Below are 26,028 nucleotides of genomic sequence, written 5' to 3'. Positions count from 1 at the left end.
TCAAAAAGGGTCAAGGCAGCCTCCACTTCGGCAGATTTCTTCGTCAATAATGTCCGACAAGGGTGCCGTTAGTTGAATAAACAGAGCTCTAATACAATCATTTGGTGACAGTATTGTATTGGATAGCCGTAAATTTGTGCAAGTATGGAATACCGGCGGCCTTGAAAACGGGCAATTATCCGCGCGGGGGCCGGTGTCTTTGCAATGGCAGGCGCCGGTAGACCGTTTTAAGCATCAGCAGGAAATCGAGGCACAGGTGGTGCCGTTTTTGATAAATCAGGTCAATGCGCGCCTTTCGCGCCACGCAGCGTTCAACATAGACGCGTTCGGTTTCTTTCGGGGTTTTGCAGGCGGCCAGCAGGTTTTCCTCGTGTTGGTGGAATGCGATTGTGGCCAGTCCGGTGATGCCCGGTCGCGCCTTGAGCACTTCGCCGTAGAGTTCGGGAAACATCTCGACATAGCGGCGCAGGGGCGGGCGGGGGCCGACAAAGCTGATGTCGCCACGCAGGATGTTCCAAAGCTGCGGGATCTCATCCAGGCGGTATTTGCGCATGAATTCCCCGGTAGGCGTGATGCGCGACGCCTTGTCGCCGCCCGACACGCCGGAGTCCGTGGAAGAGGTGCGCATGGTGCGGAATTTCCACAGGCCAAAGGGGCGGTCCACGGTTTTCATCCGTTCCGAGATATAGAGGATGGGGCGGCCCTCGCGGATCAGGATCAGGGCGATCAGCCACAGGATCAGCGGAAACAGGACGGTGGTGAGGATCAGGGCGGCCAGCACATCGAGAAAGCGTTTCATCGGGGTCATGTTGCGGCATCCCATTGCAGCCAGTCCTGAACGATCCGGTCGGGATCGCCGGCATTTTGATCGAAAGGGACCAGTGTGGACAAGCGGGTTGTATCCAGGACGGCGCTCTGCCGCGCAGAGGTGGGGGCCGGGCGCCAGGCAAAGGGGATTTGGGCGGCGGTGAGCAGTTGATTCATGGTGACCGGCTGCGGGGCGGCGAGATTGAGCGCCTTGGGCAAGGATTGCAGCGGGATGCGGCACAGGGCGGCCAGCGCCTGCGCAAGGTCAGAGGGCGCGATGTAGCTGCGTTCGGGGCCGTGGCCGTTGGCGAATTGATCCAGTGTCAGCGGTGTGGTGCTCGTCCCGGTGCGATGTGCTGCGACCGAGGCGGCAAGGCTTTCTGCCCCGGCAACAGAACCGATGCGCAGGCAGCACGGATGGGCGCCGGTGGGCGCATGGGCCAGCACCGCGCGCTCCATATCCGCCTTGGCCTGACCATAGGGGTTGGTGGGGGCGATCCTGTCTGTTTCGGTCAGCGGATGATCGGCGGGCGCATAGACGGCGACCGAAGAGCAATGCAGCACCCGGTCGGCCCCGGTCTGTTGCGCGATCTGCATCGCCGTGATCGCAAGGCGGGTATTCTGCGCCAGCGCATCGGCGTCACCAGACGTGACCCCCCAAAGGGCAATCACCCGGTCCACAGACCCGAGCCGCTGAACCGGATCGCCGGGGGCCCAGATCGCCGTGTCCGGGGCCGCGGGCCCCGAGCGAAACTGATAGAGCGGGCGGAGCCCTTGTGGCGGCTGCGCCGACCACACTGCACGCAGCAAGCGCCCGACCTTGCCCGAGGCCCCCAGCACCAGAACCGTTTTCACATTGTCCCTATTCACCGGCAGCACGCGTGCCCTTCACTTTTGGTTTTCCGTCCCTAGCATTCCGCTGTGCTGCTGAACAGACACAGATACAGCCAGATCAGGGCCAATAAGGCGCGCGCAGCTCTCGTTTGAGGATCTTGCCGATCGAGCTGCGCGGCAGCTCGGTCCTGATTTCGACGGCCGACAGGCGATGGCTTTTGCCAAGCTGGGCGTTGGCGGCGACCAGAACCTCCTTGGCCCCGCGTGTGGCCCCGGCCCGCAAAGCCACCAGCGCGAGGGGCGTTTCCCCCCATGCGTCGGACGGAACGCCGATCACGGCCACGTCGGTCACATCGGGGTCGCGCAGCACCACCAGCTCCAGATCATTGGCATAAATGTTCAGCCCGCCGGAAATGATCATGTCTTTCTTGCGGTCGGACAGCACCAGAAAGCCATCGTCATCAAAGCTGCCCATATCGCCGGAGCGAAAGAACATCTGACCTTGCGGGTCGCGCCAGATATAATCGGCGGTCAGATCCGGGCGCCCGAAATACCCTGCCATCATGGCCGGGCCACGGCCGCAGATTTCGCCAACGCTGCCCTTGGGCACCTCGGCGCCGTCGGCGTCGATCAGCCGGATATCGACCCCCGGTGCCGGAACGCCGACCGTGTGCAGCTTGGTCGGGTTTTCGTCGGCGCTGAGAACGGTTACGCCGCCGCCTTCGGTCAGACCGTAATATTCGATCAGCTTGCCGGGAAAACGCGCCAGCACATCGGCCTTCACATCTGCGCGCAGCGGGGCCGAGGTGGACAGTTTGAACCGCATCGAGCTGAGATCAAAACTGTCGAAATCCGGCACGTCCATGATGCGTTTGTACTGCACCGGAACCAGCATGGTGTGGGTGATCCGTTCGGCCTGAACCAGTTCAAGAAATTTGCGCGCGTCGAATTTCGACATCAGATGCACGGTCGACCCGCCGATCAGGGTCGGCAGGAACGATACGATCGTGGTGTTGGAATAGAGCGGGATGGCCAGAAGGGTGCGCGCATTATCGGCAAAGCCGTTGGGTTCAACCCGGTCGGTTTGCACCGCGCGCATCCAGTGGGTGTGAACGATGCCCTTGGGCGTGCCGGTGGTGCCCGAGGAATAGATCAGGTTGAACGGATCGTCCCACGCGATTGGCACCATCGGGTCGGTATCCGAGGCGGCGGCCAGCAGGGAGTCATACGCCGCGGTCCCGTCGGCGGTGAAATCCAGCGCAATGCAGGTCAGGTCAAGCTGATCCAGAAAGGGCGCCACCAGATCGCGGTATTGATCGGCGAGAAACAGCAGTTTCGCGCCGCAATCCTCGATCATCTTCCGCAGGGCTTCGGGCGGGGCCATGGTGGACAGCGGGGTGACACAGGCCCCGGCGCGCAGGGTGCCCAGAAAAAGCTCGGCGAAGGCGATGGAGTTGGGAGACAGGATTGCGACGAAATCCCCCTTGCCGATACCGAGGTCGATCAACGCATTGGCAGCACGGTTGATGCGAAGATCGAACTGACCCCAGCTGAGCCGCTCATCGCCACAGGTGATGGCCAGTTTGTCGGGATCGATCTTGGCGCTGGCGCGGATCATCTCGACAACTGTGGTCACCGGCGGTTCGGCAGGTTGGGGCGGGGTCACTTGTGTCATTCTTGCTCCTCCTCGAATGTCGGTGTGATCCTGTGGGGGGCGCGTGCTGAAATCAAGTCGTGTTCCACATCATACGCTAGACATCTTTGGTGGCGCATATGGCGCACGCGTGGCTTAGGGGGCTATGGCGCGGATTTCCGACAGGCCTGCGTGGTCCGTGACCTCAAGATATTGCGCTGCTGACCCGAGGCTGTCGAACAGTTCGGCCCCGGTGCCGGTCATCCAGGCCTGCGCGCCAAGGGCGGTGATCTCGGTATACAGGGCGGCGCGGCGGGTGGCGTCAAGATGGGCGGCGACCTCATCCAGCAGCAGGATCGGGGGGGCGCCCAGATCCGCGGCCAGCGCCCGCGCATTGGCCAGGATCAGCGAGACAAGCAGGGCCTTTTGCTCGCCAGTAGAGCAGTCCTTGGCAGGAACGCCCTTTGCCGCGAACACACCGTAAAGGTCGGCACGGTGCGGGCCGACAAGGCTGCGCCCGGCCGCCAGATCGCGAAACCGGCTTTCGGCCAGCGCCGCGCGCAGGTCTTCCGCTGTTTCGGGCATCTCGCCTTCGGTCTGGGTCAGCTCCAGCTGGGCGGTGGGAAAGGCGGTTTCGGCCTGCGTCTGCGCGGCCTCAAGCCGAAGCAGCGCGGCGCGGCGATTGGCGTGGATGGCAGCACCGGTCTGGGCCATCTGCCCCTCAAGAGCGGCATACCAATGGGCATCGCGCACCTGATCCTTGAGCAGGCGATTGCGTTCGCGCATGGCTTTTTCATAGCCCAGCACCGCGTCACCATGCGAGGGGAAGAACGACAGGGTCATGCGATCCAGAAAGCGGCGGCGGCCTTCGGCCCCTTCGATCCAAAGCCGGTCCATCGCCGGGATCAGCCAAAGGACCCGTGCAATCCGGCCCAGCTCTGACTGCGGCGCCGCTTTGCCGTCAATACGCAGCTGACGTGCGTTGCCGGTTTCGGACCAGATTGCGACCTCGTGAATGCTGGGTCCGCTGTGCAGAAGGCCTGTCACCTTCCATCCCAGCGCCTCTGGGCGGCGGGTCATGTCCTCGGCCGAGGCGCGCCTGAGCCCGCGACCGGGTGAGAACAGCGAAACCGCCTCAAGTATGTTGGTTTTTCCTGCGCCGTTGGGGCCGAAAATGGCAACGGGCCGACCATCGCAGACCACCCGCCCCTGTTTGTGCGAGCGGAAATGCGACAGGGTCAGCTCTGTCAGGTAGAGGCCGGACATCCTCCGCCTTTCACATTTTCAAAATATCCCCGCCGGAGGCAAAAATCTCTGCCTCCGCGCAGGTCACACGCGCATCGGCATGACGACGTAAACCGCCGAGGTGTCATTGCCTTCGCGCATCAGGGTCGGATCACCGGCCGAATTGAACAGGAACACCGCGTTTTCGCGGTCGACCTGGCTGGCGATTTCCAGCAGGTATTTGGCGTTGAAGCCAATTTCCAGCCGCTCATCGGCATAGGCCACGGCAAGTTCTTCTTCGGCGGCGCCGCTGTCAGGGGCGTTGACCGACAGGATCAGCCGGTCTTCGTCAAGTTGCAGCTTGACCGCGCGCGAGCGTTCAGACGACACGGTGGCCACGCGGTCAACGGCGGCGGCGAAATCCTTGGCGTCGACTTCGAGCTTGCGGGTGTTGCCGGAGGGGATAACGCGGGTGTAATCGGGGAAGGTGCCGTCGATGACCTTGGAGGTCAGGGTGATCTCGGGGGTGGCAAAGCGCACTTTGGTTTCCGAGACCGAGACGGCGATTTTCATCTCGTCATCGTCCAGCAGTTTGCGCATCTCTCCGACGGTTTTGCGCGGCACGATCACACCGGGCATGTCTTCGGCGCCCATCGGCAACTCGGCGTCGATCCGGGCCAGACGGTGACCATCGGTGGCGACACAACGCAGCACCTTGCCACCATCGCCATCGGCGACGTGCATATAGACGCCATTCAGGTAATAGCGGGTTTCTTCGGTCGAAATGGCGAATTTGGACTTGTCGAACAGCCGACGCAGCACCGATGCGCCGACGCTGAAATTCGAGGCATATTCCGACGAGGCCATCACCGGGAAATCTTCTTTCGGCAGTGTGGCGAGGTTGAAGTTGGACCGCCCGGCCTGCACGGTCAACCGGCCAGCGACGCCGTCGTCAGACAGGGTGACCAGCGCGCCATCAGGCAGTTTGCGGACGATTTCGTGCAGCGTGACGGCGGCCACCGTGGTGGCCCCGGCTTTTTCGACCATCGCGGGGGCTTTATCGACCACCTCGATATCAAGGTCGGTGGCCCGGAATTGCACGGTATTTCCGTCGGCTTCGATCAGAACGTTTGCGAGGATCGGAATGGTGTTGCGCCGTTCCACGACCGACTGCGCCTGCGATACCGCTTTGAGTAGCGCCCCGCGCTCGATGCTGAATTTCATTCCCTCGCTCCTATCCGCTGCCCGTCTGAGACCGGTCTGATACTGGTCTGATGCCGGGGTGTATAAGGTAGCTAATTCCCCAACCGGCTCAAGCCCTTTCTTGGGTTGTCCGCTGGAAATGCTGGGGCGTCAAGAGGCTGGGCGCCACGCCTGTGCAGGCGTGGCGTTTGTGTCATCGCTTTGGCTCAGGCTTCGAGCGCCCGGCGCAGCATTTCCAGGTCCTCGGCGATCTGACCGTCCTGGGTGCGCAGTTCTTCGATCCGGCGAACGCCGTGCATCACGGTGGTGTGGTCACGGCCCCCGAAACGGCGACCGATTTCCGGCAAGGAGCGGCTGGTGAGCTGCTTGCACAGATACATCGCGACCTGACGCGGGCGGGCATAGTTGCGCACGCGCTTGGGGCCGATCATGTCGGACAAGCGGATGTTGTAATGCTCGGACACTTTGCGCTGAATCTCTTCGACCGAGACCTTGCGTTCGGACGCGCGCAGCACGTCGGCGAGGCAATCCTGCGTCAGCTCCATGGTGATCGGGCGGCCGACCAGCGAGGCAAAGGCGAAAAGCCGGGTCAGCGCGCCTTCGAGAACGCGCACGTTGGTGCTGATCCGGTGAGCGAGGAATTCCAGCACGCCGGTGGCCAGTTCCAGACCGGGGTATTGCAGGCGGTACTGTTCGACCTTGGACTGCAGGATGCCGAGGCGCAGTTCATAGTCGGTGGGGTGCAGATCGACGACCAGACCACACTGAAGGCGCGATTTGATCCGGTCTTCGAGGTCTTTGATTTCACCGGGGGCGCGGTCGGCCGAGATGATGATCTGTTTGTTCTGATCGACCAGCGCGTTGAAGGTGTGGAAGAATTCCTCTTGTGTGGAGTCCTTGCCGGCGATGAATTGCACGTCATCCACCATCAGCACATCCACCGAGCGGAACAGCTGTTTGAAATCCATCATCTTGCGGTCGCGCAGGGCCTGAACGAAGCGGTACATGAATTGTTCGGCCGACAGGTAGACCACGTTCAGATCGGGGCGGTGCATCTGAAGTTCGTGCGCGATGGCGTGCATCAGGTGGGTTTTGCCCAAACCGACACCACCATAGAGAAACAGCGGGTTGAAGGTGACGGGGCCACCCTCGCCGACGCGGCGCGCGGCGGCATGGGCCAGTTCGTTGGGTTTGCCGACAACGAACGAGTCGAAGGTGAAGCGCGCATCAAGCGGCGCGCCGGGCACGATTTCTTCGCGCGTGGCGGTTGCTGGTGCTGATGGTGCGGCGGCGGGCGCGGCACTTTTGGGTTGCGCGTCAAGCAGGCTGGGCCGGTTCCCGATGTTGGCTGCGAGGCGGAAATTGACGCGCCGCACGTCTTCACCGACTTCGCTGAGCTGATGCAGGATCAGATCGCCAAAGTTCTGCGACACGTAGTTGCCCAGAAAGGTTGTTGGTACCTCGAACGTCGCAACGCCTTCGGAAATATCCGAAAACTCCAGCGGTTCGATCCAATTTGCGAAGTTGTTCTTTCCCAACGTTTTGAGAAGGTTTTGTTGCAGCCGGCCCCATTGTTCGTGCGTCATGTTTCCCCAATCCACGCCTGTCGTCGTCCTGTTTTTTCCAGCAGCCTGCACCGGTGCCACCCAACTCGTTATTAAAAGCCAACACAGAAAACATCCGTTGCAGAGACCGCAACGAGGCTTCCTGTCCAGCTTTGGACCTGTCTGCGCCGCATGGGAAACCTGTTTTCGCCCTGCCCGGCTGTCCCAAGCCCGGTAAGCAATCCTAGGTTGCGCCATGATGCGCGATCTTGTTGGACATGGCGAAGGTAAATACCTTCAGGAAATATCGCGGGCCGGTCCCGGCAGTCGGGTCGGTCTGAACGACAATTCCATATGTGCCGACACGTTGCGTAGCAGAAAAACGCGCTGGCTGTGCCTGTCCCCCCAAGGCGATGTGAATCGCAAGACTGAAGTTATCAACAGCTCTGCGGACGGGGCAACTGATCTTCTGGGCTTGACTCAGAGATTCCGAAAAAGAATCTCTGAGGTCTCATTTTTTGCAACAAAGGCAAGGTTTTTGGCTGCAGCGCAGCAAAAAGGCGCCGCAGAAAGCGACGCCTTTTAGAGTGGATATTTTCAGGTCTGGTTGGACCTGCTGGCTTAGCCGAGCGCTTTGACGCGCGAAGTCAGGCGCGACATTTTGCGTGCCACGGTGTTCTTGTGGAACACGCCTTTGGTCACGCCGCGCATCAGTTCGGGCTGAGCTGCGCGCAGGGCTGCTGCTGCTGCGTCCTTGTCACCGGAAGCGATGGCTTCTTCGACTTTGCGCAGGAAGGTGCGGATCCGCGAACGGCGTGCTTTGTTGATTGCGAAACGAGTCTCGCTTTGACGAGCGCGTTTTTTCGACTGGGGCGTATTTGCCATGATATAATTCCCAATTTCCGGGTTCGGTGCATTTCGAAAACGCGTTACCTGCCCGGACGGGACTGGGCCCAACCGTTTTGATTCGAGCCTGAGCGGGCTACACGCGCATATAGCGGGTCTCTATAGGGATAAACGCCGCAGATGAAAACAGGAAAAAGGCAGGGGTGCTGCCGATTCCCCGTTTTCGTCTAAACTGGACTTAGCGGTCGCGGAATTGCGGCGTGCGCTTGTCGACAAAGGCCGACATGCCTTCTTTCTGGTCTTCGGTCGCAAACAGCGAATGGAAAACGCGGCGTTCGAACAGCAGACCTTCGGCCAGCGTTACCTCGAACGAGCGATTTACCGATTCCTTGATGGCGGCCGTGGTGATCATCGACTTCTCGGCGATCTTGGCCGCGGCGCCCAGGGCCTCTTCCATCAGCTTTTTCACCGGGACAATGCGGCTGATCAGGCCGGCGCGCTCGGCTTCTTCGGCGCCCATGAAGCGACCGGTCAGGTTCATGTCCATCGCCTTGGCCTTGCCAATGGCGCGGGTCAGGCGCTGAGTGCCGCCGATCCCGGCCATGACGCCGAGGTTGATTTCGGGCTGACCGAATTTGGCGGTATCGGAGGCGATGATGAAATCGCACATCATCGCCAGCTCACAGCCGCCGCCCAACGCATAGCCAGAGACGGCAGCGATGATCGGTTTGCGCACGCGCAGGATCTGATCGGTTTCCGGGGTAAAGAGGTCTTCCATGAAGACATCGACGAAGCTTTTCTCGCTCATCATCTTGATGTCGGCGCCGGCGGCGAATGCCTTTTCCGAACCGGTCAGCACGATGCAGCGCACTTTTTCATTTGCCTGCGCCGCAGTCAGCGCATCCGCCAGTTCCGTCAGCAGTTGCGCGTTCAAAGCGTTCAGCGCGTCGGGGCGGTTGAGTTTCACGAGGGCAACGTGGTCTTCCACTTCGACGATGATCGTCTCATAGGCCATAAAATCTGCTTTCATTGTTCCGGTCAGTGCTGATTGATGGCCAATCGCGGGCTGCGGATCAAGTTATCTTTGACAGGTGGGACAGTAAAAAGTGGATCGCCCGGACTGAACGATGCGGATTATACCGGACGTACAACCCTGAGTGCGGCAGGGCTGTCCCTCGCGGTCATAGACGTCAAAGCTGTGTTGAAAATAGCCAAGTTCGCCATCGGCATGGCGGAAGTCCTTGAGGCTGGAGCCACCGGCGGAGATGGCTTCGGACAGAACCTGACGGATGATCGGAACAAGGCTGCCGACGCGGGCAGCGGCAATCTGACCGGCCTTGCGGGTTGGGCTGATGCCCGCACGGTAAAGCGTTTCGCAGACATAAATATTGCCCAGACCGGCGACGATCTTCTGATCCAGAAGCGCCGATTTCACCGGCGTGTTGCGGCCTTGGAAGGCGGCGATCAGGTAGGGTTCGTTGAAGTCATTGCCCAGCGGTTCCGGCCCGATCGAGGCCAGCAGTTTGTGCTGATCCGCCGTTGCGGTGGTCAGCAGGTCCATCGCTCCAAAGCGGCGCGGGTCGTTGAAGGTGATCCGCGCACCGTTATCCATATCCAGCACAACGTGGTCGTGTTTTTCCGCCGCCGGGTGATCGTGCACGAATTGGCCGAGTGGATCGCCCGAAATCAGCATTCTCCCGCTCATCCCGAGGTGGATCAGTAACGATTCCCCACTGTCGAGATCCGCGAGGATGTACTTCGAGCGCCGCCGCAGCGCCAGAACGCGGGCGCCGGTCAGTCGGTCGGCCATGCGATCAGGAAAGGGCCAGCGCAGATCGGGGCGGTTGATCTGGGCACGCGCGATCACCGCGCCCTGCATCGCGGGGGCAAGGCCACGGCGCACGGTTTCGACCTCGGGCAATTCGGGCATGGGGGCTCCTTTGACAGTTAGGCGCATTGCAGCGCCCCCTCAGCGCTCTATAAGAAGGACGGGAACAAGAGACTGGCAAGACCTGATGGACGAGACAGACAGCAAAACCACGCATTTTGGATTCGAAACCGTGCCCGAGGCCGAAAAGGCCGGTCGGGTGCGCGGGGTCTTTGGATCAGTCGCGTCGAAATACGACGTGATGAACGATGTGATGAGCATGGGCATCCACCGCGTTTGGAAAGACGCGATGATGGATTGGCTGGCGCCGCGTCCGGGTACGCAGTTGTTGGATGTGGCGGGGGGAACGGGTGACATCTCGTTCCGGTATCTGAAGCGGGCAGGCAAGGCGCATGCGACCGTTCTGGACCTAACCGAACCGATGCTGATCGAGGGGCGCAAACGCGCCGAGGCCGAGAGCATGGCCGACAGTCTGGAGTGGGTCGTCGGCGATGCGATGGCGCTGCCGTTCGCGGACAACAGTTTTGATGTGTACACCATCAGCTTTGGCATCCGGAACGTCACCCGCCCGCAAGAGGCGCTGAACGAGGCGTACCGTGTATTGCGGCCCGGCGGGCGGTTGATGGTGCTGGAATTCAGTCAGCTGCCGAACGAGGGGATGCAATGGCTGTATGACCGGTATTCGTTCAACGTGATCCCGACGATGGGGAAAATCATCGCCAATGATCGCGAGTCCTATCAGTATCTGGTTGAATCCATTCGTAATTTCCCAGACCAAGAGACGTTTTTGGAGATGGTCAAGAAGGCCGGGTTCAGCAACGCGAAGTACCGCAATCTGAGCCTTGGCATTGCCGCGCTGCACTCTGGCTGGAAGATCTGAGATGCGGGGCCCTCACAATATCTGGCGGTTGATCGTCACCGGCGCGACCATGGAGCGGACCGGGGCGATGGGCGCGATTCTGGATGCGATGGACGCGCCGCGCCCGATCCGCATCGTGGCGCGCATGGTGGCCTGGCCGTTTCGCTGGCTGGGATACAAGGGCGACCCGACGATGCCGCCCGCGACCCGCGCGCTGAGTGCGCTGGGACCGGCCTATATCAAGTTCGGGCAGGTTCTGAGCACGCGGCCCGATGTGGTTGGCGACGAGATGGCGCAGCATCTGCGCGTTTTGCAGGACAAGCTGCCGCCCTTTCCGGTTGAGGTCGCCAAGGCGAGCTTTGCCGCCGAAATGGGTATTCCGGTGGATCAGGTATTTTCGGAGTTCAGCAAGCCGGTTGCCGCTGCCTCGATCGCGCAGGTTCACAAGGCGCGGTTGACGGACACCGGCGAGGAAGTCGCGGTAAAAGTGCTGCGGCCGGGGATCGAGCGCGCGTTCCGCAAGGATATTGATGCGTTTTATTTCGCCGCTGACGTGATTGAATTTCTGTCGCCCGCCTCGCGGCGATTGCGGCCCCGCGATGTGATCAAGCATTTCGAAGGCGTGGTCGAGGGCGAGCTGGATCTGCGGTTGGAAAGCGCCTCGGCGTCGGAATTTGCGGCCAATACGGTTGAGGATGCAGGATTTCAGCTGCCGTCGATCAAGTGGCATCTGTCCGGGCGCCGCGTGATGACGATGACCTGGGCCGAGGGCCTGCCGCTGGGCGATAACGCTGCGCTGGACGCCGCCGGGCATGACCGTGCGGCGCTGGGCGAGCGGGTGTTGCAGCTGTTTCTGAGCCATGCGCTGCGCGACGGGTTTTTCCACGCCGATATGCATCAGGGCAACCTGAAGGTGGCCGCGAATGGTGATATCATTGCCTATGACTTCGGGATCATGGGGCATATCGACGAATACACCCGGCGCGTTTATGCCGAGATCCTGTTTGGTTTTATCCAGCGGGATTACATGCGTGTGGCCGAGGTGCATTTCGAGGCCGGGTATGTGAACTCCCATCACGATGTGGACGAGTTTGCCCGGGCGTTGCGCGCCGTAGGAGAGCCGATTTTCGGCATGGATGCCTCGCATATCTCGATGGGGCGGTTGCTGAATTATCTGTTCGAGGTGACCGAGCGGTTTGGCATGGAAACCCGGACCGAGCTGATCTTGCTGCAACGCACGATGGTGGTGGTCGAGGGGGTAGCGCGGTCGCTTTATCCGCAGATCAACATCTGGGAAGTCGCCAAGCCGGTTGTCGAAAGCTATATCCTGCAAAGCATCGGGCCGCGCGCTTTTGCTCAGGATCTGGTCCGCACGGCGCGGGTTCTGGCGCGGTTTGGGCCGCGGCTGCCGCAGCTGATGGAAACTGCGCTGATCCGGCAGTCTGAGCCGCCGCCCAAGCCGCCCCGGTTGGGTGTGCGGCGTGGCATGGTGTGGATGGTTGCAGGCGTGGCTGTTGGGATGGCCGGAACGTTGAGTGTGCTCTGGCTGGGTTAAACCAGCGCGGCGCGTTCCAGTTCAATCGCCTTGGCATAGCCCGCCGCACCCTGTTGGGCCTTCCATGCGCAATAGGCCGCCATGCGCCAGTGGTGCCAAGGGGCAAGGGCGCGCAGGCGGGCGGATATTTCGGGGTCGTCGTAGGCTGAGAGGAAATCCGCGATTTCCGCCCGAGTCAGGACATGGCCACGATAGATCTTCTGCATGGCGGGCGACAGGAAGATGGCCAAATCCTCGACCGGGTCGCCCAATGCGGGGCATTGCCAGTCAATCAGGATCAGCCCGGTCTGATTTTGGATCAGATTGCCCGGCACCGGATCCCCATGCAGCAGTGCGACCCGGCCAGAGGGCGCAACCGTGCCCTTGGGACGCAGGCGCATCAGCGGCTGCGCGACGGAAGCGGGAAGGCGGGACAGGATGTGCTCGGCCTGATTGCGCAGGTGTTCCGATCCATCGCAGGCAAGGCGCAGGCCCTTCGGTACGGCCAGGCTGTGCACCCGCCGCAACACGTGGGCAACAGCGGGTGTGCCTGTGGTCCAGCATTGGCCAGTGTGGTGGCGATATATGATGCAAACGCCAAAATCAGTTTGCAATCGGCATTGCAGGGCGGGGGCAAGGCCCATGCCGTCAAGGTACTGCAAAAGCAGGGTTTCATGCGCGGCGTCGTTGGGAAACAGCGGGTTCCCGTCTGCCGGTGCGAACAGCTTGACGACCAGCGACCGGGGGCCTTGCCCGACTTGCCACAGCTGATTGGTCTGCCCGCCTTTGAGGCTGTGCCATTCCAAGCCAGCGGGCACTTGCCCGAGGCGCGTCAGTTCGGTCACCAATCCGTGGTCTGGTCGGATCATTCTGTTGCGCCGTATCCTGCCGTGAAAATCGCGCGCACGCTAGGCGATGGCGCGGGGCGTGGCAAGGCAGCGCTATTGCGGGGCGCGCACCGCCGAGATGGCATCGGCATAGATTTCGGTGCCGCCTGCCAGCACAAGCTGGGTTACGCCGCTGTCATTTCGCGCCTCGATCACGGGCGCCCATGTTTCGCCGTCCGAGGTGTCGGACAACTTGCCGTTGGCGTAGCTTTCAACCTGAAAGCTGTAGAGGCCGGTGGGAAAAGGGGTGCCGTTGCTGTCCGTTCCCCACCAGTTGGCCGAGCTGCTGTCGGGGTCGAAGGCGGTGCGGTCGACCTCGTTTCCGGCTTCGTCATAGACGACGAGTTGCGCCGAATCAGCGATAGCGGGCGGTGTTGCGAAGACCTCGACCGGTTCGCCGTTGAACGGAATGGCGCCTGCGGTTCGCCCTTCGAGTCCGACCCATTCGGCCAGCTGTGTCATGCCGGATTGGCCGGACATATAGATCAGGCTTGAGAGCAGGTCATTGGTCAGAACCTGCTGTTCGACCGAGGAAAACGTTGCCAGTTGCATCGCGTATTCAGAGCTGTCCATCGGGTTGAGGGGGTCCTGATTTTGCATCTGCGCGGTCAGCATCTTGAGGAAGGTTTCGAAATCTGAACTGAGCACGGTTGTGTTTTCGGCCGCAGATCCATTTGGCGATGCGGCGTTGGTTGCGGCAGGGGTGGGGGCAATTGTTGTCATGTTTGTCCTTACAACCTCAGATCCAGCCCGTCGGTGACAGGCGTCAGAGTGTGGGGCGACGTTGCGGGCGGCAGGGCTGCAATATCGTTGGGGGCCGTGTTGGCGGTCTGTTGTGGGTCCTGCTTGTTGTTTTGCTGCGAGAAGGCAAAGCCGACGTCGCCATATCCCAGCGATTGCAGTTCTTGCAGAAGTTCGCCGATATGGCGCCGCATCAGTTCCAGCGTTTCGGGCCGTTCCGCCTGCATCGACAAAATCAGGCCGCTTTCACCAGTGCGCACAGAGAGGCGGACGTTGCCAAGCTCTTCTGGGCTGAGTGTAATATCGGCATGATCCCCGACCTTCAGCTGCATATCGGTGATCTGCTGGGCCATGTTCCGAAGGGCTTCGGAGCGGTCAAGTGGCGCGCTAGGTTGGGGCGTGCCTGCGGCAGTCGGCGCTGGTGGATCGGCAAGCTGTCGCGGCAGAGTTTCACCGGGGGCGGGATGGTCCGGCGCGTGGGTGATGGCATCGGGCGCGTCGGTTGGCGCGTCGAAAGCGGTGGTGGGTTCGGGCGCGGTGTCGGCGCTGATCTTTGGCTGCTCGGTAGAGGAGGGGAGGTCATCTGGCGGCTTGATACGCCCGGAACCGCTGTGAGGTGCCGCAGTTCTTTCGGCGGCGGGCTGTGTTTGTAGCGCGGCAAAGATGGCTTGGGTGGCTGGATCGGCGCGATTGGCCGGTGTTTCGGTACGGGCAGGTGTGTTTGTGGCAAATGCGAGCGGGGAATCCGGCGCTTGGGCAAGTTGCCGCGCGGTCGTGGCGCCGTCCGGGATCGGTTGAGATTCGGGGTGCAGCGCGGTTTTGTCGCTGTTTTGGAGCTGAGCGTCGGGACGCGACCCACGGGACCTTGGTGCGGGGTCGTCAGCTTCTGTCGAGGTCGATTCGGGCGTCTGCACATTGTTGCGGGACGATTCGGGTGTCGGCGAAAGCGTGGTCCCGGCGGTTTGGGGGGCGGTATAGGTGCCATTGGCCCATAGCGCGGTGCCAGCGCGTTGCGGGTCGTGATTGAGGGCGTTTGGCGTGCTTGTTGCGCTAAGAGCAGACGGTTCAATGCGCAGACCGCTGCCGTGAGGCGCGGGTGCGTCGGGGCGCCCGCTTATCGTGATTGAAGGGGTGCGGGTGTGATCAGGCACGCCGTGACTGACCGCGACGAGGTCGGTCAGGCCCTCCTCCAACTCGCTCGTACTATCGGTGGTTTCATCAACTGGCAGGACGTCTGGATCGGTCAACAGATCGTCTGCCGCCACGCTGTGCGTATCGCTGTCCTTTGGCGCGGCGTTGGCGAAGATGTGTTCAAACAGCTCGGTCGCTTTGCTGTCGACTGACGGAGCGCGCCCGGTCGGCACGGGTGCGCCTGCGACAGGTGGCACGGCAGTAAATAGGTCCATATCAGCCTCAGAAATTCTTTCGATGCCGGGCAATATGGCAAAGCTTGGTTACCGGTTCTTTACCGCTGATGACGCATTCTGGGCAAAGTCCGATCAATTGGAGATATCTGCCATGGCCGAAATCGTCACAATGCCCCCCATCATCACGCCGCAACGCGACGCGGCGTTGCGTGCGGCCGCTGAACAACTGGAAGCAGGTTTTTTGGCGGAAATGTTGAAAGCTTCCGGCGTGGGGGACTCGCCGGAGGGGTTTGGCGGCGGGACCGGGGAGGATCAGTTTGCCTCGTTTCTGCGTCAGGCGCAGGCCGAGGCGATGGTCCGCGGTGGCGGGATCGGGTTGGCGGAATCGCTGTTTCACGCATTAAAGGAGAAAGAAAATGCAAACTGACGACACCCAAGCCATCATTGGCGCTTTGGACGATCTGCTGGAAAAAGAGCGCACGGCGCTGATCGGCGGGGATCTTGATGTGATTTCGCGGTTACTGCCGGAAAAAGAGCGCTTGATTGATGCGCTCAATACGTCTGGTCAACGCGAGGATCTGATCGCGTTGCAGGGCAAGCTGATGCGCAATCACGCGTTGCTGGACAGCGCGATGGACGGGATTCGGTCGGTTGCGAACCGGCTGGGCGCGCTGCGCCGGGTTCGGAACTCTTTGGACACCTATGATGAAAGCGGTCGCAGGACCACGATTGAAGGATTCCGGGAAAAGCGGGTCGAAAAGCGCGCCTGACGCCGGATTTATCACAAATGCCAGATACTTGGCATTTTGGGCTTAGCACTCTTTTAGGCTTTGGCATCACATGTTGGCCTTGCATCCGAAACGGGTGGCGCAGCACCAGAGCGTTGGCGCTGTATGGGTCTGAAAGACTTCGGTCCGTCCATTGGGGGCGGGATGTTCAACCGGGCGCAAAAGCAGCCTATGACTGAAGGAATACATGCTATGTCCAGCATTTTGACAAACAACGGCGCAATGGTTGCGCTGCAAACCCTGAAATCCGTGAACTCGAACCTTGCGCAAACCCAAAACCAAATCTCGACCGGCAAAGATGTGAGCTCGGCCAAGGACAACTCTGCCGTCTGGGCAATCTCGAAGGTTATGGAATCCGACGTAAGCGGCTTCCAGGCGATTTCCGACAGCCTGTCGCTGGGCGAATCGACCGTTGCCGTCGCCCGTCAGGCGACCGAAACGATCACCGACCTTCTGACCCAGATGAAGGGCAAGATCGTCGCGGCGCAGGAAGAAAACGTTGACCGTACCAAGATCAACGACGACGTCTCCGCGCTGAAAGAGCAGATCGAATCTGTTGTTGGCGCGGCGCAATTCAACGGGCTGAACCTGGTAAACGGTTCGACCGCGTCAACGTCGGTTTTGTCCTCGTTGGATCGCGACAGCTCGGGCAATGTCACGGCGTCTTCGATCACCGTCAGCGGGCAAGACATGTCGACTGGCGGGTATGTTGCCAACGACATCTTCTCGGGCAGCTCTGCGGGGTCTTCGGGGAATGGTGACACTGTTGCGCTGGCGCTCGACAATGGTGGCGGCAACGAGCAGGTTGAGATCGCGGAAAATGGTGCGGCCTTTGCGAGCGGCGATAAAGTCAGCCTGCGGGTGGGGGATGAGACCGTATCCTATACCGTGACAGCCGATGATGCTGCGGCCACGACCACGTCCGATATTGTGGCCATCGCGCTGAAGAACAAGATCGACGATCTGGGCGTTGCCGGACTTACCGTTGACTATGACAGCGGTACACCAGGCACGTTGGATTTCACCAACGCCGGGGCCGTTGATCTGTCAATCAGCGGGCAGTTCACCAACGCCGGTTCGGGTGGCTTGGGTGCCATGGCTGGTATTGATGTCTCGACCGGTACGGGGGCAACTGCTGCGCTTGCGACAATCGAAACGCTGATCGATTCGTCGATTGATGCCGCGGCGTCGTTTGGTTCGGCCGAGGGGCGCATTTCGACTCAGTCGGACTTCATCTCCAACCTGACCGATTCGCTGAAGTCGGGGATCGGCGCAATGGTCGATGCGGATATGGAAGCCACTTCGGCACGCCTGCAGGCGCTGCAGACACAGCAGCAGCTTTCGATTCAGTCGCTGTCGATTGCCAACCAGGCGCCGCAGTCCATCCTGTCGCTGTTCAGGTAACAGCCGCTTTCAGGGGCGCGTCAATCGCGCCCCTGTTCCCGGTTTTTGAAGCTTTCTGCAGCAGGAAGGACCTGACGTGAACTCGCAAATTCTGGCGCAACGCGCTTATTCCCAGCCATCAGCCCCGATCCGCACACCGCGCGGTGTTGAATACGAGGCGTTCGCCCGGATCACCCGTCGTCTGGCATCGACTGCCCGACTTGGCAAATCCGGGTTTGGCGCCCTTGCCAATGCCTTACATGACAATCGAAAGCTCTGGACTATCCTAGCCACTGACGTGGCTGGTGCCGAAAATGAACTGCCACAGGACCTGAGGGCGCGCATTTTCTACTTGGCGGAATTCACGCAAGCCCATAGCCGTAAAGTTCTGAGTGAGGGGGCGAGTGTGGATGCTCTGATCGAAATCAACGCCTCCGTCATGCGTGGTTTACGTCAGGAAGGGCAACGGCCATGAGCGGTTTGGTGTTGAAGCTTGGCCCGAAAGAGCGCGTTCTGATCAACGGGGCTGTAATCGAAAATGGTGACCGGCGCAGTCGTCTTGCCATTGTCACCCCAAATGCCAACATTCTTCGGCTTCGCGATGCGATCCACCCAGAAGAGGCGAACACGCCGGTGCGGCGTGTGTGCTATGCCGCGCAATTGATCCTGTCTGGGGATGCGGATGCCGAGAACTCTCGGTTGCAGTTGCTGCGCCGCATCGAAGAGTTGAGCCGTATTCTGACAGACAATGACAGTCACATGCATCTAACGCTTGCGACTGAAGCGGCGATCGACAGGCAGTTTTATCAATGCCTTAAATCCTTGCGGGCGTTGTTGCCACGTGAAGACAGGTTGATGGCTGTGGGCTGTTCATGACCTATCGGCCGATCATACCTGCGACCGGGATTGTCGGGTGGAACTTTCTGGAGCGAACGCTGTCCGCACAAACAAGGGTCTTTCAAGCATCGCCGGCCCTGAGCCGCGACACCGCTTATTTTGAAGCCAAGATCGGCGAGGTTAACACCGCCGAAGACCTGGTTAGTGATCGGCGACTGTTGCGGGTCGCGCTGGGGGCGTTTGGGTTGCAGGATGACATCGACAGCAAGGCGTTCATTCGCAAGGTTCTGGAAGACGGGACACTGAAAACCGGTGCGTTGGCCAGCAGATTAACCGATAGCCGCTATACTGATTTGGCACGCACGTTCGGCTTTGATCTGGCCACGCCCAGTACAAAACTATCAGATTTTGGGACAAAAATTACTGAACTCTACCGCAGTCAGCAGTTCGAGATCGCGGTCGGAGAACAGGATGACGACCTGCGGCTGGCCCTGTTTGCCCAACGCGAGCTGGAAGGTTTTGCAACCGGCACGCAAAACGAGGACACGAAGTGGTTCAAGATCATGGGGAGCCCCCCGTTGCGGAAAATTTTTGAAACCGCGCTGGGGCTGCCGACCAGTTTTTCACAACTTGATCTTGATCAGCAGCTGGGCGTTTTCAAGGAAAAATCCGAACGGCAGTTGGGGCTCAGTAGCTTGAGCGACCTGAGCGATGAGGGCCTGAGGGATAAGTTGACCCAGCGGTTTCTTATCCGATCACAGGCCAACAATATTCAGGCGACGAGTTCAGGGAATATTGCACTTACGCTGTTGCAGGCAGGATAGCCCCCGAACTTACCTGCGCGGGAGGCTTGAGCGGGTGACGGCGGCTCCATGAGCTTGGTTGCGTTGAGCGGTTCCGATTTTCGCCGCGTGCGCATCGCCGCCGGGGATCGTTGACGGGCGCGCGGCTCTTGCTCGGCGCAGGATCAGTTCAAGCCGGGAGAAGCTGCTGGCGCTGGTTTCCGTCTCGGATTGGGCCAAAAATGCATCAAGGTCAGGCCAGACGCTGACCGCACGGTCCAGCAAGGCATCGCTTCCCTCGGAATACAGGCCTGCGCGAATCATCATCTCGGACTGATCGTAAGCCCCGAGCAAGCGGCGCGCTTCGCTGATTTGCCCGTTTTCAGCGTCGGAGGCCGCGGCGGGAAGGCTGCGCGACACGGATCGCAGCAAATCAATCGCCGGATACCGCCCCCGCTCGGCGATCTGTCTGTCAAGAATGACATGACCATCAAGGACGCCGCGCAGGATGTCTGCAATCGGCTCGTCCATATCCGACCCGGCAACCAGCACACTCAGGACCGCCGTGATATCGCCTGACTGCCCCGCGCCCGGCCCAGCCCGTTCACAGAGCGACATGATCATATGCGCGGTGGAGGGGGGATAGCCGCGCAGTGCGGGCGCTTCGCCTGCGGCAACGGCGACTTCTCGGTGGGCCTCGGCGAAGCGGGTGATTGAATCGGCAAGAAACAGAACATGACGCCCTTGTTCACGAAAGTATTCGGCAACCGCCATCGCGGTCCACGCACAACGCCGACGCACCAAGGGCGACTGATCGGACGTCGCCGCGACAACCACGGCCCGCGCCATTCCTTCTGGTCCCAGGACGTTTTCGATAAAATCCCTCAACTCTCTTCCGCGTTCGCCAACAAGCGCAATGACGACAACGTCGGCCTGCAAGTGGCGGGCCAAGTGGGCGAGAAGGCTGGATTTTCCGACACCAGACCCGGCGAACAACCCGATCCGTTGTCCGCGTACAATCGGCAACATCGTATTGAAAACCGCCATCCCGGTTTCCAGCCGACCGCCCATTGCACGCCGTTCAGCTGCGGGCGGGGGATCTGACTGCAAGGGACGGCTCATGGGCCCGCGGAGCAGCGGTCGCCCATCCAGCGGCTTGCCGTAGGGGTCAATCACCCGCCCGATCCAACCGGGCGACGGGGCAATTCCGATGTTGTCACACAAGGCAACCGGATCGTTGAGCGACACACCTTCGCAGGCAGCATTTGGCAGCATCACCACGCCGGTTTCCAACAGCCGGACCACCTCTCCGCTGAGATCGCCCCCGGTTTTCCGGGAAAGCCGGAGTTGATCCCCCATGCGGGCATCATCTTGCAGCCCGCGCACATAGACCAGCCCCGCCTGAACTTCTGACACGCGCCCCAAGCGATGCACGGCTTTCAATGTTGAGATTTCTGCCTGAAGGCAAATCATGTCGGGCTGATACATCGTTCTCTCCAATCATCCTCTGAAAACAATTTCTAAAGGAATCACAGTTAAGCCTTGGTTGAGATTGATCACGGGAGAATCCCTGAATGTTTGAAAACCTGGAAATTTTCCGCATGGCGCAGGCTTTGGCCACCCATGCCGGTGCGCGGCAATCGGTTGTGGCGCAAAATATCGCGAATGCGGACACGCCCGGATATAAGGCGCTGGACGTGGCCCCGTTTGAGGATCTGTACCAGCCCGCCACCAGATCAGGTGGATCAGCGTCTGGTCGGAACGACATGTTTTTCGGTGCAAGCGTCGCAAAGATTTCTTTTGAACCTGATGGCAGCCCGGCGTCGCCCAACGGCAATTCCGTTTCGTTGGAAAACGAGATGGTGAAGGCCGTCGATGTCAAGCGGCAGCATGATCAGGCGCTGGCGATTTACAAATCCTCGATGACGATTTTGCGCGCCAGCATCGGTCGCAGGTAGGGAAGAAATATATGAGTGATTTTATTCAATCCCTATCCGTGTCGGCAAGTGGACTGAAAGCTCAGGCCGCGCGTTTGCGGCATGTGTCGGAAAACATCGCGAACGCGGACACGCCGGGATATCGGCGCAAATCGGTGCCATTCGAGGCGACGTTCAATGCGACAGGTGACGTGGCCCAAGTGCGGACTGGGCGGGTAAAACTTGATCAGAGCGATCTGGAGAAAATTTATGATCCGTCGCACCCGCTGGCTGATCAAGACGGTCATTACGATGGGTCCAATGTGGACCTGATCGTTGAAATCGCGGACGCGCGTGAGGCGCAACGCAGCTATGAGGCGAACCTTAAAATGTTCGATCAGGCCCGGCAAATGTCGAGCAGTCTGATGGACTTGCTGCGCCGCTAACGCCGGAGAATCCGGTCACAACAAGGAGAAACAGAATGGAAATCCGCTCCCCCCTCGCGGCTCAGAAATATGCGGCATCCCGCCCGGCGACAGAACCGTCGTCGGGCGCGGGCGAGGCCGCACTGGGTGTGGCCCGCGATTTTGCGAGCACGCTGCAAGAGGCCGAAGCCACCGCCAAGGCGGCAATGGTCGGTAACGCTGATCCGCATGCTTTGGTGCAGGCGCTTGCGCAGACCGAGCTGGCGGTCGAAGCCGCCGTGACGGTCCGGGACAAGGTTGTTGAAGCCTATCAGGAAATCCTCAGGATGCCGGTCTGATGCTGGAAGAGGCGGTTTTTTTCGACACTTTGCGGCAGGCGCTTTGGGTCGCGGTTATCACCTCGACTCCGATCCTTGCGGTGGCCCTGGTTGCAGGTGTGGCCGTGGGGTTGTTTCAGGCTCTGACCTCGATCCAGGAAATGACCCTGACTTTTGTGCCGAAAGTGCTCGCCATTATTGCGGTTTTCTGGGCCTCGATGGGGTTCATGTCGCAGACCCTTGTGGCGTTTTTTCAAGATCGCCTGATCCCACTGATGATCGGAGGATGATATGGATGACGCTGTTTACACGACGCTGACCCGACAATCGGGGTTGATGCGCGAAATGCAGGTTGTGGCCAACAACATCGCAAACGCCGCGACAACCGGATACCGGCAAGAGGGTTTGGTTTTTTCCGAGTATGTTCAAAAGGTTGAAGGCGGCCCATCTTTGTCGATGGCGACGGCAAATATCCATCAGACTTCGGCGGCGCAAGGCGCTTTGACCCAGACCGGAGGGCAGTTCGATTTTGCCATCGAAGGCGAAGGGTTTTTCCTGATTGAAACCCCTGCAGGCGAGCGCCTGACGCGGGCGGGAAGCTTTTCCCCCAATGCCGAGGGCGATCTGGTGACCAATGATGGCAACCGGGTTCTGGATATTGGCGGCGCCCCGGTGTTCATCCCGCCTGATGCCACGGACCTGGGCGTGTCGGCAGATGGCACGGTGAGTGCGGGTGGCCGTCCGCTGGCGCAGATCGGACTTTTCCAACCCGTGGATGGAGTGCGGATGCTGCGCGAGGACGGCGTTATGTTTCGCTCTGACGCGGGCATTGAACCCGCGCCGGGTGGACGGATCGTGCAAGGGTTCCTTGAGGGGTCCAACGTCGATCCGCTGTCGCAGGTTGCCCGTATGATCGAAGTGCAACGTGCCTATGAGATGGGGCAGAGCTTTTTGCAATCCGAAGATGACCGGATCCGCAATGCGCTCAAGACCCTAATACGTTAACCCAAATGAAGGAGGTGCAGAATGCGCGCTCTGAAAATCGCAGCAACGGGCATGTTGGCCCAGCAGATGCGGGTCGAGACGATCTCGAACAACCTCGCGAACATGTCCACAACCGGATATAACGCCCGACGAGCGGAATTTGCGGATCTGCATTATCAACAACTTAGCCGTGCCGGAACTGTCAACGCTGCGGATGGAACCGTGTTGCCGACCGGGGTTCAGTTGGGGCTTGGTGTCAGGCCTGCGGCTGTGTCTGTCCATCTGGCGCAGGGGTCACTTTCTGCCACGAATGGCGATCTTGATCTGGCTATTGAAGGTAAAGGTTATCTTGAGGTGACCCTGCCATCAGGGCAGGCGGCGTATACTCGCGATGGCGGTTTGAAGCGGTCGGCAGATGGGCTGATTGTCACCTCTGACGGGTTCGCGGTGTCGCCTGAAATCACGATCCCCTCCGACGCCCTGTCGATTTCCATCAACGCAGATGGCGAGGTCTATGCCTATTTTTCCGAGACAGCGGAGGCGCAATTGTTGGGGCAATTCAGCCTTGTCGGCTTTTCCAATGCCAAAGGGTTGGAAGCGATGGGCAGCAATCTTTTTGTTGAAACCGAAGCCTCTGGTTCGGCGCTGGTGTCATCGCCGGGACAGGATGGATTGGGCACATTGCGGCAGGGGTATCTGGAGGACAGCTCGGTTGATGCCGTGCGCGAGGTCACCGAGTTGATCGAAGCGCAGCGCGGTTATGAATTGAACGCCAAGGTGATTTCAGCGGCCGATCAGATGCTTGGCGCAACGACGCAGATCCGCTGATGTATAGATTGATCCTGATGTGTTTGCTTGTCGCCGCGCCTGTTCAGGCGGATATCGCTGTAGCCACCCGCACCATTCGCGCGCGGACGATCCTGACGCCGGAAGATGTCACGCTGAAACCGGGCACCCTGCCGGGGGTCTATTCGGATACTGCGCAGCTGTTGGGGTTGGAAACCCGGGTTGCGGTTTACGCCGGGCGCCCGATACGCCCCGGTGATGTCGGTCCGCCCGCTTTGGTTGATCGCAACCAAATTGTTCCACTGCTTTTTCAAAGCGGCGGGTTGAGCATTCAAGCCGAAGGGCGCGCGTTGTCGCGTGGCGGTGAAGGCGATCAAATCCGGGTGATAAACCTGACGTCCAGAACCCAGATCACTGGGCAGATCATGCCCGACGGAACCGTGCAGGTTCTGCAATAGGAGCTTATAAATATGCTAAAACGACTTGTTCCGCTGATGGGCCTGATTGCTTTGACCTCTGGCTGCGGACGCAGCAGTGCCATTGGGCGCGTGCCTGACTTTACGCCGGTTCAGGATGGGCTTGAACAGCGGGCGATGTTCGATCCGGGTCTTCCCATCTATACCGAACGTTACAGTCCGCTTGATCAGGCATCCTTGTGGACCAGTGGGCAGCGTTCGCTTTTGGGGGACCGCCGGGCGATCAAGCGCGGCGACATCACGACCGTTGTCATCGAGATCGACGACAAGGCAGAGATTTCAAACACAAGCTCGCGGTCGCGCAGCGGGTCGGAGTCGCTTGGCGTGCCGCAGCTTTTTGGCATCCCGCAGCGGATCAACGAACGTCTGCCCGAGGGGGCCTCGATGGATAGTGCCGTCTCGATCGGGTCGAATAGTGCGTCCAGCGGGGATGGATCGGTGCGGCGCAATGAAAAGCTGACGCTGCGGGTTGCTGCCACAGTGGTGGATGTCTTGCCGAACGGGACTTTGTCGATCCAGGGCAGTCAGGAAGTGCGGGTGAACTTCGAGATGCGCGAGTTGCTGGTCACCGGGTTTGTCCGTCCTGAAGACATCTCGCGGCAGAACGAGATTACCTATGACAAAATCGCTGCGGCGCGCGTGTCTTATGGCGGGCGTGGGCAGATTACCGACATGCAGCAACCCCGTATCGGGCAACAGGTTCTGGATGCGGTTCTGCCATTTTAAGGAGGTGATATGTTCAAGAAAATTCTTCCTGTCATTCTTGCGTTGCTAGGGGTTGGTGCCGGTATCGGCGCGGGGCTTGTGCTTAAGCCCGAACCGGCAGAGATGGTTGAGATCAACCCCTGTGGTGAGGACGCACAACCTGATGCCCATGCTGACACGGATGGTCCTGGCGATGAGCACGGCGGCGATGGGAACGAGTACGTCAAGCTCAACAATCAGTTTGTCGTGCCCATTATTACCGGAGAGCGTGTCAGTGCGCTGGTTGTTATGTCGCTTAGTCTTGAGGTCAGGCCCGGCGAGACCGAGACGGTTTATACGCGCGAGCCGAAACTGCGCGACGTGTTTCTGCAGGTGCTGTTTGACCACGCGAATATTGGCGGCTTTCGCGGGGCTTTCACGAGTGCGGCCAATATGGAGGTGCTGCGCAGCTCGCTTCTGTCTGTCGCGCAGAAAACCGGTGGAGCGGCGATTTCGGATGTGTTGATTACCGATCTTGCGCGGCAGGATGTTTGAGAGTTAGGCTTTGACGCTCTGCTCGAACGAAGGAATGGCGGGCGTCAGAATGGGGCTTTGGCGCGAAAGCCCATGCCCTTGCCGCTGTCAGGGTGGTTGATCCGCAGCTCTTCGGAATGCAGCATCATGCGCGGGTATTGCGCCGCCGCCCCTTGAGCATAGATCGGATCGCCTAGAATTGGATGCCCCAACGCCAGCATATGCACCCGCAACTGATGGCTGCGGCCTGTTTTAGGCATCAGTCTGACCCGGCTTTCCTGATCGGTTGCCCGCAGCACGCGAAAATCGGTCACTGCTGGTTTTCCGGTCGCAGGGCACACCATCTGGCGGGGTCGGTTCGGCCAGTCGACGATCAGCGGCAGATCGACCGTGCCGGTTTTCGGCTCCAACCGCCCTGCTACCCGCGCGACATAGGTTTTTTTCGTGCTTCGGGTTTCGAATTGCATCGACAGATTGCGTTGCGCGTGTGGGGTCAAACCAAAGATCATCACGCCTGATGTGTCTCGGTCCAGCCGGTGCACCAGCAAGGCATGTGGAAACGCCGCTTGCACCCGGCTTAGCAGGCAATCCGCCAGATGCGCCCCGCGTCCGGGCACCGACAACAAACCGGCAGGTTTGTTCGCCACGATAATTTCGTGATCCTCGTGCAGAATCTCAAGCGGGTCGGTCGGCGGGGTATATTCACTGCTCAGGGCCATGGCGCTGATTACGCCCCCGTTGGCCCTCGT

Annotated in this window: 32 protein-coding genes; 18 read left to right on the top strand and 14 right to left on the bottom strand. The window is 60.2% G+C overall.

Features of this window, described 5'->3' with window-relative positions:
- Positions 1-175: 175 nt before the first annotated feature.
- The 6 genes from BSF79_RS14485 to dnaA all read right to left on the bottom strand — a co-directional run bounded on the left by BSF79_RS14485 (position 176) and on the right by dnaA (position 7,287).
- The gene (locus BSF79_RS14485) at positions 176-808 is read right to left on the bottom strand and encodes a sugar transferase (protein ID WP_090270540.1); all 633 of its coding nucleotides are present in this window, start codon (positions 806-808) and stop codon (positions 176-178) included.
- The gene (locus BSF79_RS14480) at positions 805-1,677 is read right to left on the bottom strand and encodes an NAD-dependent epimerase/dehydratase family protein (RefSeq protein ID WP_175545338.1); all 873 of its coding nucleotides are present in this window, start codon (positions 1,675-1,677) and stop codon (positions 805-807) included. Before BSF79_RS14480 ends, BSF79_RS14485 begins: the two co-directional genes overlap by 4 nt.
- Positions 1,678-1,759: 82 nt before the next feature.
- The gene (locus BSF79_RS14475) at positions 1,760-3,316 is read right to left on the bottom strand and encodes a class I adenylate-forming enzyme family protein (protein ID WP_090270538.1); all 1,557 of its coding nucleotides are present in this window, start codon (positions 3,314-3,316) and stop codon (positions 1,760-1,762) included.
- Between the two features lie 114 nt (positions 3,317-3,430).
- Positions 3,431-4,540 (bottom strand): DNA replication/repair protein RecF, encoded by a 1,110-nt coding sequence (recF, locus tag BSF79_RS14470; protein ID WP_090270537.1) that lies wholly within the window; start codon positions 4,538-4,540, stop codon positions 3,431-3,433.
- Between the two features lie 63 nt (positions 4,541-4,603).
- The gene (gene dnaN, locus BSF79_RS14465) at positions 4,604-5,722 is read right to left on the bottom strand and encodes a DNA polymerase III subunit beta (protein ID WP_090270536.1); all 1,119 of its coding nucleotides are present in this window, start codon (positions 5,720-5,722) and stop codon (positions 4,604-4,606) included.
- 185 nt (positions 5,723-5,907) lie between these two features.
- Positions 5,908-7,287: a chromosomal replication initiator protein DnaA gene (dnaA, locus tag BSF79_RS14460; RefSeq protein WP_090270535.1), complete on the bottom strand. Its 1,380-nt coding sequence runs from the start codon at positions 7,285-7,287 to the stop codon at positions 5,908-5,910.
- 217 nt (positions 7,288-7,504) lie between these two features.
- Here dnaA and BSF79_RS14455 point away from each other — a divergent pair, with 217 nt between their 5' ends.
- Complete coding sequence (locus BSF79_RS14455; RefSeq protein ID WP_139246453.1) at positions 7,505-7,831, top strand: hypothetical protein; 327 nt, start codon at positions 7,505-7,507, stop codon at positions 7,829-7,831.
- 35 nt (positions 7,832-7,866) lie between these two features.
- Here the strand turns inward: BSF79_RS14455 and rpsT are convergent, their stop codons facing one another.
- From rpsT to mutM, 3 genes are all read right to left on the bottom strand, one after another.
- Positions 7,867-8,130: a 30S ribosomal protein S20 gene (gene rpsT, locus BSF79_RS14450; RefSeq protein ID WP_090270533.1), complete on the bottom strand. Its 264-nt coding sequence runs from the start codon at positions 8,128-8,130 to the stop codon at positions 7,867-7,869.
- Positions 8,131-8,329: 199 nt separating this feature from the next.
- The gene (locus tag BSF79_RS14445; protein WP_090270552.1) at positions 8,330-9,106 is read right to left on the bottom strand and encodes an enoyl-CoA hydratase; all 777 of its coding nucleotides are present in this window, start codon (positions 9,104-9,106) and stop codon (positions 8,330-8,332) included.
- A gap of 63 nt (positions 9,107-9,169) precedes the next feature.
- Positions 9,170-10,021, bottom strand: coding sequence for a bifunctional DNA-formamidopyrimidine glycosylase/DNA-(apurinic or apyrimidinic site) lyase (gene mutM / locus BSF79_RS14440; protein WP_090270532.1), 852 nt, complete (start codon positions 10,019-10,021; stop codon positions 9,170-9,172).
- Positions 10,022-10,106: 85 nt separating this feature from the next.
- Between mutM and ubiE the strand changes: the two genes are divergently transcribed.
- Positions 10,107-10,859: a bifunctional demethylmenaquinone methyltransferase/2-methoxy-6-polyprenyl-1,4-benzoquinol methylase UbiE gene (ubiE, locus tag BSF79_RS14435; RefSeq protein WP_090270531.1), complete on the top strand. Its 753-nt coding sequence runs from the start codon at positions 10,107-10,109 to the stop codon at positions 10,857-10,859.
- Position 10,860: 1 nt separating this feature from the next.
- On the top strand, positions 10,861-12,393 hold the full coding sequence (gene ubiB / locus BSF79_RS14430) for a 2-polyprenylphenol 6-hydroxylase (protein WP_090270530.1): 1,533 nt from the start codon (positions 10,861-10,863) through the stop codon (positions 12,391-12,393).
- Here ubiB and BSF79_RS14425 read toward each other — a convergent pair.
- From BSF79_RS14425 to BSF79_RS14415, 3 genes are all read right to left on the bottom strand, one after another.
- On the bottom strand, positions 12,390-13,241 hold the full coding sequence (locus BSF79_RS14425) for an aminoglycoside phosphotransferase family protein (protein ID WP_090270529.1): 852 nt from the start codon (positions 13,239-13,241) through the stop codon (positions 12,390-12,392). The genes ubiB and BSF79_RS14425 overlap by 4 nt on opposite strands.
- A gap of 72 nt (positions 13,242-13,313) precedes the next feature.
- Complete coding sequence (locus BSF79_RS14420) at positions 13,314-13,982, bottom strand: flagellar hook capping FlgD N-terminal domain-containing protein (RefSeq protein ID WP_090270528.1); 669 nt, start codon at positions 13,980-13,982, stop codon at positions 13,314-13,316.
- A gap of 8 nt (positions 13,983-13,990) precedes the next feature.
- Entirely contained in the window at positions 13,991-15,406 is a 1,416-nt protein-coding gene (locus tag BSF79_RS14415) for a flagellar hook-length control protein FliK (protein WP_090270527.1), read from the bottom strand.
- A 112-nt stretch (positions 15,407-15,518) separates the two neighbouring features.
- Here BSF79_RS14415 and BSF79_RS14410 point away from each other — a divergent pair, with 112 nt between their 5' ends.
- From BSF79_RS14410 to BSF79_RS14385, 6 genes are all read left to right on the top strand, one after another.
- Positions 15,519-15,794, top strand: coding sequence for a rod-binding protein (locus BSF79_RS14410; RefSeq protein ID WP_090270551.1), 276 nt, complete (start codon positions 15,519-15,521; stop codon positions 15,792-15,794).
- Positions 15,784-16,137 carry a hypothetical protein gene (locus BSF79_RS14405; RefSeq protein WP_090270526.1) on the top strand — a complete coding sequence of 118 codons (354 nt, stop codon included), beginning with the start codon at positions 15,784-15,786 and terminating at the stop codon, positions 16,135-16,137. Before BSF79_RS14410 ends, BSF79_RS14405 begins: the two co-directional genes overlap by 11 nt.
- A gap of 210 nt (positions 16,138-16,347) precedes the next feature.
- The gene (locus BSF79_RS14400) at positions 16,348-17,559 is read left to right on the top strand and encodes a flagellin N-terminal helical domain-containing protein (protein WP_090270525.1); all 1,212 of its coding nucleotides are present in this window, start codon (positions 16,348-16,350) and stop codon (positions 17,557-17,559) included.
- A gap of 76 nt (positions 17,560-17,635) precedes the next feature.
- Positions 17,636-18,013 carry a flagellar biosynthesis regulator FlaF gene (gene flaF / locus BSF79_RS14395; RefSeq protein ID WP_090270524.1) on the top strand — a complete coding sequence of 126 codons (378 nt, stop codon included), beginning with the start codon at positions 17,636-17,638 and terminating at the stop codon, positions 18,011-18,013.
- Positions 18,010-18,414, top strand: a complete 405-nt coding sequence (gene flbT / locus BSF79_RS14390) for a flagellar biosynthesis repressor FlbT (RefSeq protein ID WP_090270523.1) — start codon at positions 18,010-18,012, stop codon at positions 18,412-18,414. The genes flaF and flbT overlap by 4 nt, the downstream gene beginning before the upstream one ends.
- Positions 18,411-19,199, top strand: coding sequence for a DUF1217 domain-containing protein (locus BSF79_RS14385; protein ID WP_090270522.1), 789 nt, complete (start codon positions 18,411-18,413; stop codon positions 19,197-19,199). Before flbT ends, BSF79_RS14385 begins: the two co-directional genes overlap by 4 nt.
- A 9-nt stretch (positions 19,200-19,208) precedes the next feature.
- On the opposite strand, the gene BSF79_RS14380 is transcribed toward BSF79_RS14385, so the two are convergent.
- On the bottom strand, positions 19,209-20,645 hold the full coding sequence (locus BSF79_RS14380; protein WP_175545337.1) for a FliI/YscN family ATPase: 1,437 nt from the start codon (positions 20,643-20,645) through the stop codon (positions 19,209-19,211).
- 86 nt (positions 20,646-20,731) lie between these two features.
- Here BSF79_RS14380 and BSF79_RS14375 point away from each other — a divergent pair, with 86 nt between their 5' ends.
- Genes BSF79_RS14375 through BSF79_RS14335 form a run of 9 tightly spaced genes read left to right on the top strand, consistent with a single transcriptional unit; the run spans position 20,732 to position 25,300 of the window.
- Positions 20,732-21,115: a FlgB family protein gene (locus BSF79_RS14375; RefSeq protein ID WP_090270521.1), complete on the top strand. Its 384-nt coding sequence runs from the start codon at positions 20,732-20,734 to the stop codon at positions 21,113-21,115.
- Positions 21,116-21,126: 11 nt separating this feature from the next.
- Positions 21,127-21,519, top strand: a complete 393-nt coding sequence (gene flgC / locus BSF79_RS14370; RefSeq protein WP_090270520.1) for a flagellar basal body rod protein FlgC — start codon at positions 21,127-21,129, stop codon at positions 21,517-21,519.
- A gap of 35 nt (positions 21,520-21,554) precedes the next feature.
- Positions 21,555-21,836 carry a flagellar hook-basal body complex protein FliE gene (gene fliE / locus BSF79_RS14365; RefSeq protein ID WP_090270519.1) on the top strand — a complete coding sequence of 94 codons (282 nt, stop codon included), beginning with the start codon at positions 21,555-21,557 and terminating at the stop codon, positions 21,834-21,836.
- Positions 21,836-22,105 (top strand): flagellar biosynthetic protein FliQ, encoded by a 270-nt coding sequence (locus BSF79_RS14360; protein WP_090270518.1) that lies wholly within the window; start codon positions 21,836-21,838, stop codon positions 22,103-22,105. The genes fliE and BSF79_RS14360 overlap by 1 nt, the downstream gene beginning before the upstream one ends.
- A 1-nt stretch (position 22,106) precedes the next feature.
- Positions 22,107-22,820 carry a flagellar hook-basal body complex protein gene (locus BSF79_RS14355; RefSeq protein ID WP_090270517.1) on the top strand — a complete coding sequence of 238 codons (714 nt, stop codon included), beginning with the start codon at positions 22,107-22,109 and terminating at the stop codon, positions 22,818-22,820.
- A gap of 21 nt (positions 22,821-22,841) precedes the next feature.
- Positions 22,842-23,627 carry a flagellar basal-body rod protein FlgG gene (flgG, locus tag BSF79_RS14350; RefSeq protein ID WP_090270516.1) on the top strand — a complete coding sequence of 262 codons (786 nt, stop codon included), beginning with the start codon at positions 22,842-22,844 and terminating at the stop codon, positions 23,625-23,627.
- Positions 23,627-24,043 (top strand): flagellar basal body P-ring formation chaperone FlgA, encoded by a 417-nt coding sequence (flgA, locus tag BSF79_RS14345; RefSeq protein WP_090270515.1) that lies wholly within the window; start codon positions 23,627-23,629, stop codon positions 24,041-24,043. Before flgG ends, flgA begins: the two co-directional genes overlap by 1 nt.
- A 12-nt stretch (positions 24,044-24,055) precedes the next feature.
- Entirely contained in the window at positions 24,056-24,787 is a 732-nt protein-coding gene (gene flgH / locus BSF79_RS14340) for a flagellar basal body L-ring protein FlgH (protein ID WP_090270514.1), read from the top strand.
- Positions 24,788-24,796: 9 nt separating this feature from the next.
- Positions 24,797-25,300: a flagellar basal body-associated FliL family protein gene (locus tag BSF79_RS14335; protein WP_090270513.1), complete on the top strand. Its 504-nt coding sequence runs from the start codon at positions 24,797-24,799 to the stop codon at positions 25,298-25,300.
- A gap of 44 nt (positions 25,301-25,344) precedes the next feature.
- On the opposite strand, the gene BSF79_RS14330 is transcribed toward BSF79_RS14335, so the two are convergent.
- Positions 25,345-25,998, bottom strand: a complete 654-nt coding sequence (locus BSF79_RS14330) for an RluA family pseudouridine synthase (RefSeq protein ID WP_090270512.1) — start codon at positions 25,996-25,998, stop codon at positions 25,345-25,347.
- Between the last annotated feature and the right edge of the window lie 30 nt (positions 25,999-26,028).

Source organism: Thalassovita taeanensis (assembly GCF_900110775.1).
In the GTDB taxonomy this organism is placed as follows: Bacteria; Pseudomonadota; Alphaproteobacteria; order Rhodobacterales; family Rhodobacteraceae; genus Litorimicrobium; species Litorimicrobium taeanense.
This window is presented reverse-complemented; position numbering and strand designations above follow the sequence as displayed.

Coding starts and splice junctions, on each gene's coding strand:
- BSF79_RS14400 (WP_090270525.1), top strand. CDS start 16,348: ATGTCCAGCATTTTGACAAACAACGGCGCAATGGTTGCGCTGCAAACC.
- ubiE (WP_090270531.1), top strand. CDS start 10,107: ATGGACGAGACAGACAGCAAAACCACGCATTTTGGATTCGAAACCGTG.
- BSF79_RS14405 (WP_090270526.1), top strand. CDS start 15,784: ATGCAAACTGACGACACCCAAGCCATCATTGGCGCTTTGGACGATCTG.
- dnaN (WP_090270536.1), bottom strand. CDS start 5,722: ATGAAATTCAGCATCGAGCGCGGGGCGCTACTCAAAGCGGTATCGCAG.
- BSF79_RS14375 (WP_090270521.1), top strand. CDS start 20,732: ATGTTTGAAAACCTGGAAATTTTCCGCATGGCGCAGGCTTTGGCCACC.
- ubiB (WP_090270530.1), top strand. CDS start 10,861: ATGCGGGGCCCTCACAATATCTGGCGGTTGATCGTCACCGGCGCGACC.
- BSF79_RS14380 (WP_175545337.1), bottom strand. CDS start 20,645: ATGTATCAGCCCGACATGATTTGCCTTCAGGCAGAAATCTCAACATTG.
- mutM (WP_090270532.1), bottom strand. CDS start 10,021: ATGCCCGAATTGCCCGAGGTCGAAACCGTGCGCCGTGGCCTTGCCCCC.
- BSF79_RS14355 (WP_090270517.1), top strand. CDS start 22,107: ATGGATGACGCTGTTTACACGACGCTGACCCGACAATCGGGGTTGATG.
- BSF79_RS14455 (WP_139246453.1), top strand. CDS start 7,505: ATGCGCGATCTTGTTGGACATGGCGAAGGTAAATACCTTCAGGAAATA.
- flbT (WP_090270523.1), top strand. CDS start 18,010: ATGAGCGGTTTGGTGTTGAAGCTTGGCCCGAAAGAGCGCGTTCTGATC.
- BSF79_RS14385 (WP_090270522.1), top strand. CDS start 18,411: ATGACCTATCGGCCGATCATACCTGCGACCGGGATTGTCGGGTGGAAC.
- BSF79_RS14330 (WP_090270512.1), bottom strand. CDS start 25,998: ATGGCCCTGAGCAGTGAATATACCCCGCCGACCGACCCGCTTGAGATT.
- rpsT (WP_090270533.1), bottom strand. CDS start 8,130: ATGGCAAATACGCCCCAGTCGAAAAAACGCGCTCGTCAAAGCGAGACT.
- fliE (WP_090270519.1), top strand. CDS start 21,555: ATGGAAATCCGCTCCCCCCTCGCGGCTCAGAAATATGCGGCATCCCGC.
- recF (WP_090270537.1), bottom strand. CDS start 4,540: ATGTCCGGCCTCTACCTGACAGAGCTGACCCTGTCGCATTTCCGCTCG.
- dnaA (WP_090270535.1), bottom strand. CDS start 7,287: ATGACGCACGAACAATGGGGCCGGCTGCAACAAAACCTTCTCAAAACG.
- BSF79_RS14445 (WP_090270552.1), bottom strand. CDS start 9,106: ATGGCCTATGAGACGATCATCGTCGAAGTGGAAGACCACGTTGCCCTC.
- BSF79_RS14360 (WP_090270518.1), top strand. CDS start 21,836: ATGCTGGAAGAGGCGGTTTTTTTCGACACTTTGCGGCAGGCGCTTTGG.
- flgC (WP_090270520.1), top strand. CDS start 21,127: ATGAGTGATTTTATTCAATCCCTATCCGTGTCGGCAAGTGGACTGAAA.
- BSF79_RS14425 (WP_090270529.1), bottom strand. CDS start 13,241: ATGATCCGACCAGACCACGGATTGGTGACCGAACTGACGCGCCTCGGG.
- BSF79_RS14410 (WP_090270551.1), top strand. CDS start 15,519: ATGGCCGAAATCGTCACAATGCCCCCCATCATCACGCCGCAACGCGAC.
- BSF79_RS14420 (WP_090270528.1), bottom strand. CDS start 13,982: ATGACAACAATTGCCCCCACCCCTGCCGCAACCAACGCCGCATCGCCA.
- BSF79_RS14415 (WP_090270527.1), bottom strand. CDS start 15,406: ATGGACCTATTTACTGCCGTGCCACCTGTCGCAGGCGCACCCGTGCCG.
- BSF79_RS14485 (WP_090270540.1), bottom strand. CDS start 808: ATGACCCCGATGAAACGCTTTCTCGATGTGCTGGCCGCCCTGATCCTC.
- flgG (WP_090270516.1), top strand. CDS start 22,842: ATGCGCGCTCTGAAAATCGCAGCAACGGGCATGTTGGCCCAGCAGATG.
- BSF79_RS14335 (WP_090270513.1), top strand. CDS start 24,797: ATGTTCAAGAAAATTCTTCCTGTCATTCTTGCGTTGCTAGGGGTTGGT.
- flgA (WP_090270515.1), top strand. CDS start 23,627: ATGTATAGATTGATCCTGATGTGTTTGCTTGTCGCCGCGCCTGTTCAG.
- flgH (WP_090270514.1), top strand. CDS start 24,056: ATGCTAAAACGACTTGTTCCGCTGATGGGCCTGATTGCTTTGACCTCT.
- BSF79_RS14475 (WP_090270538.1), bottom strand. CDS start 3,316: ATGACACAAGTGACCCCGCCCCAACCTGCCGAACCGCCGGTGACCACA.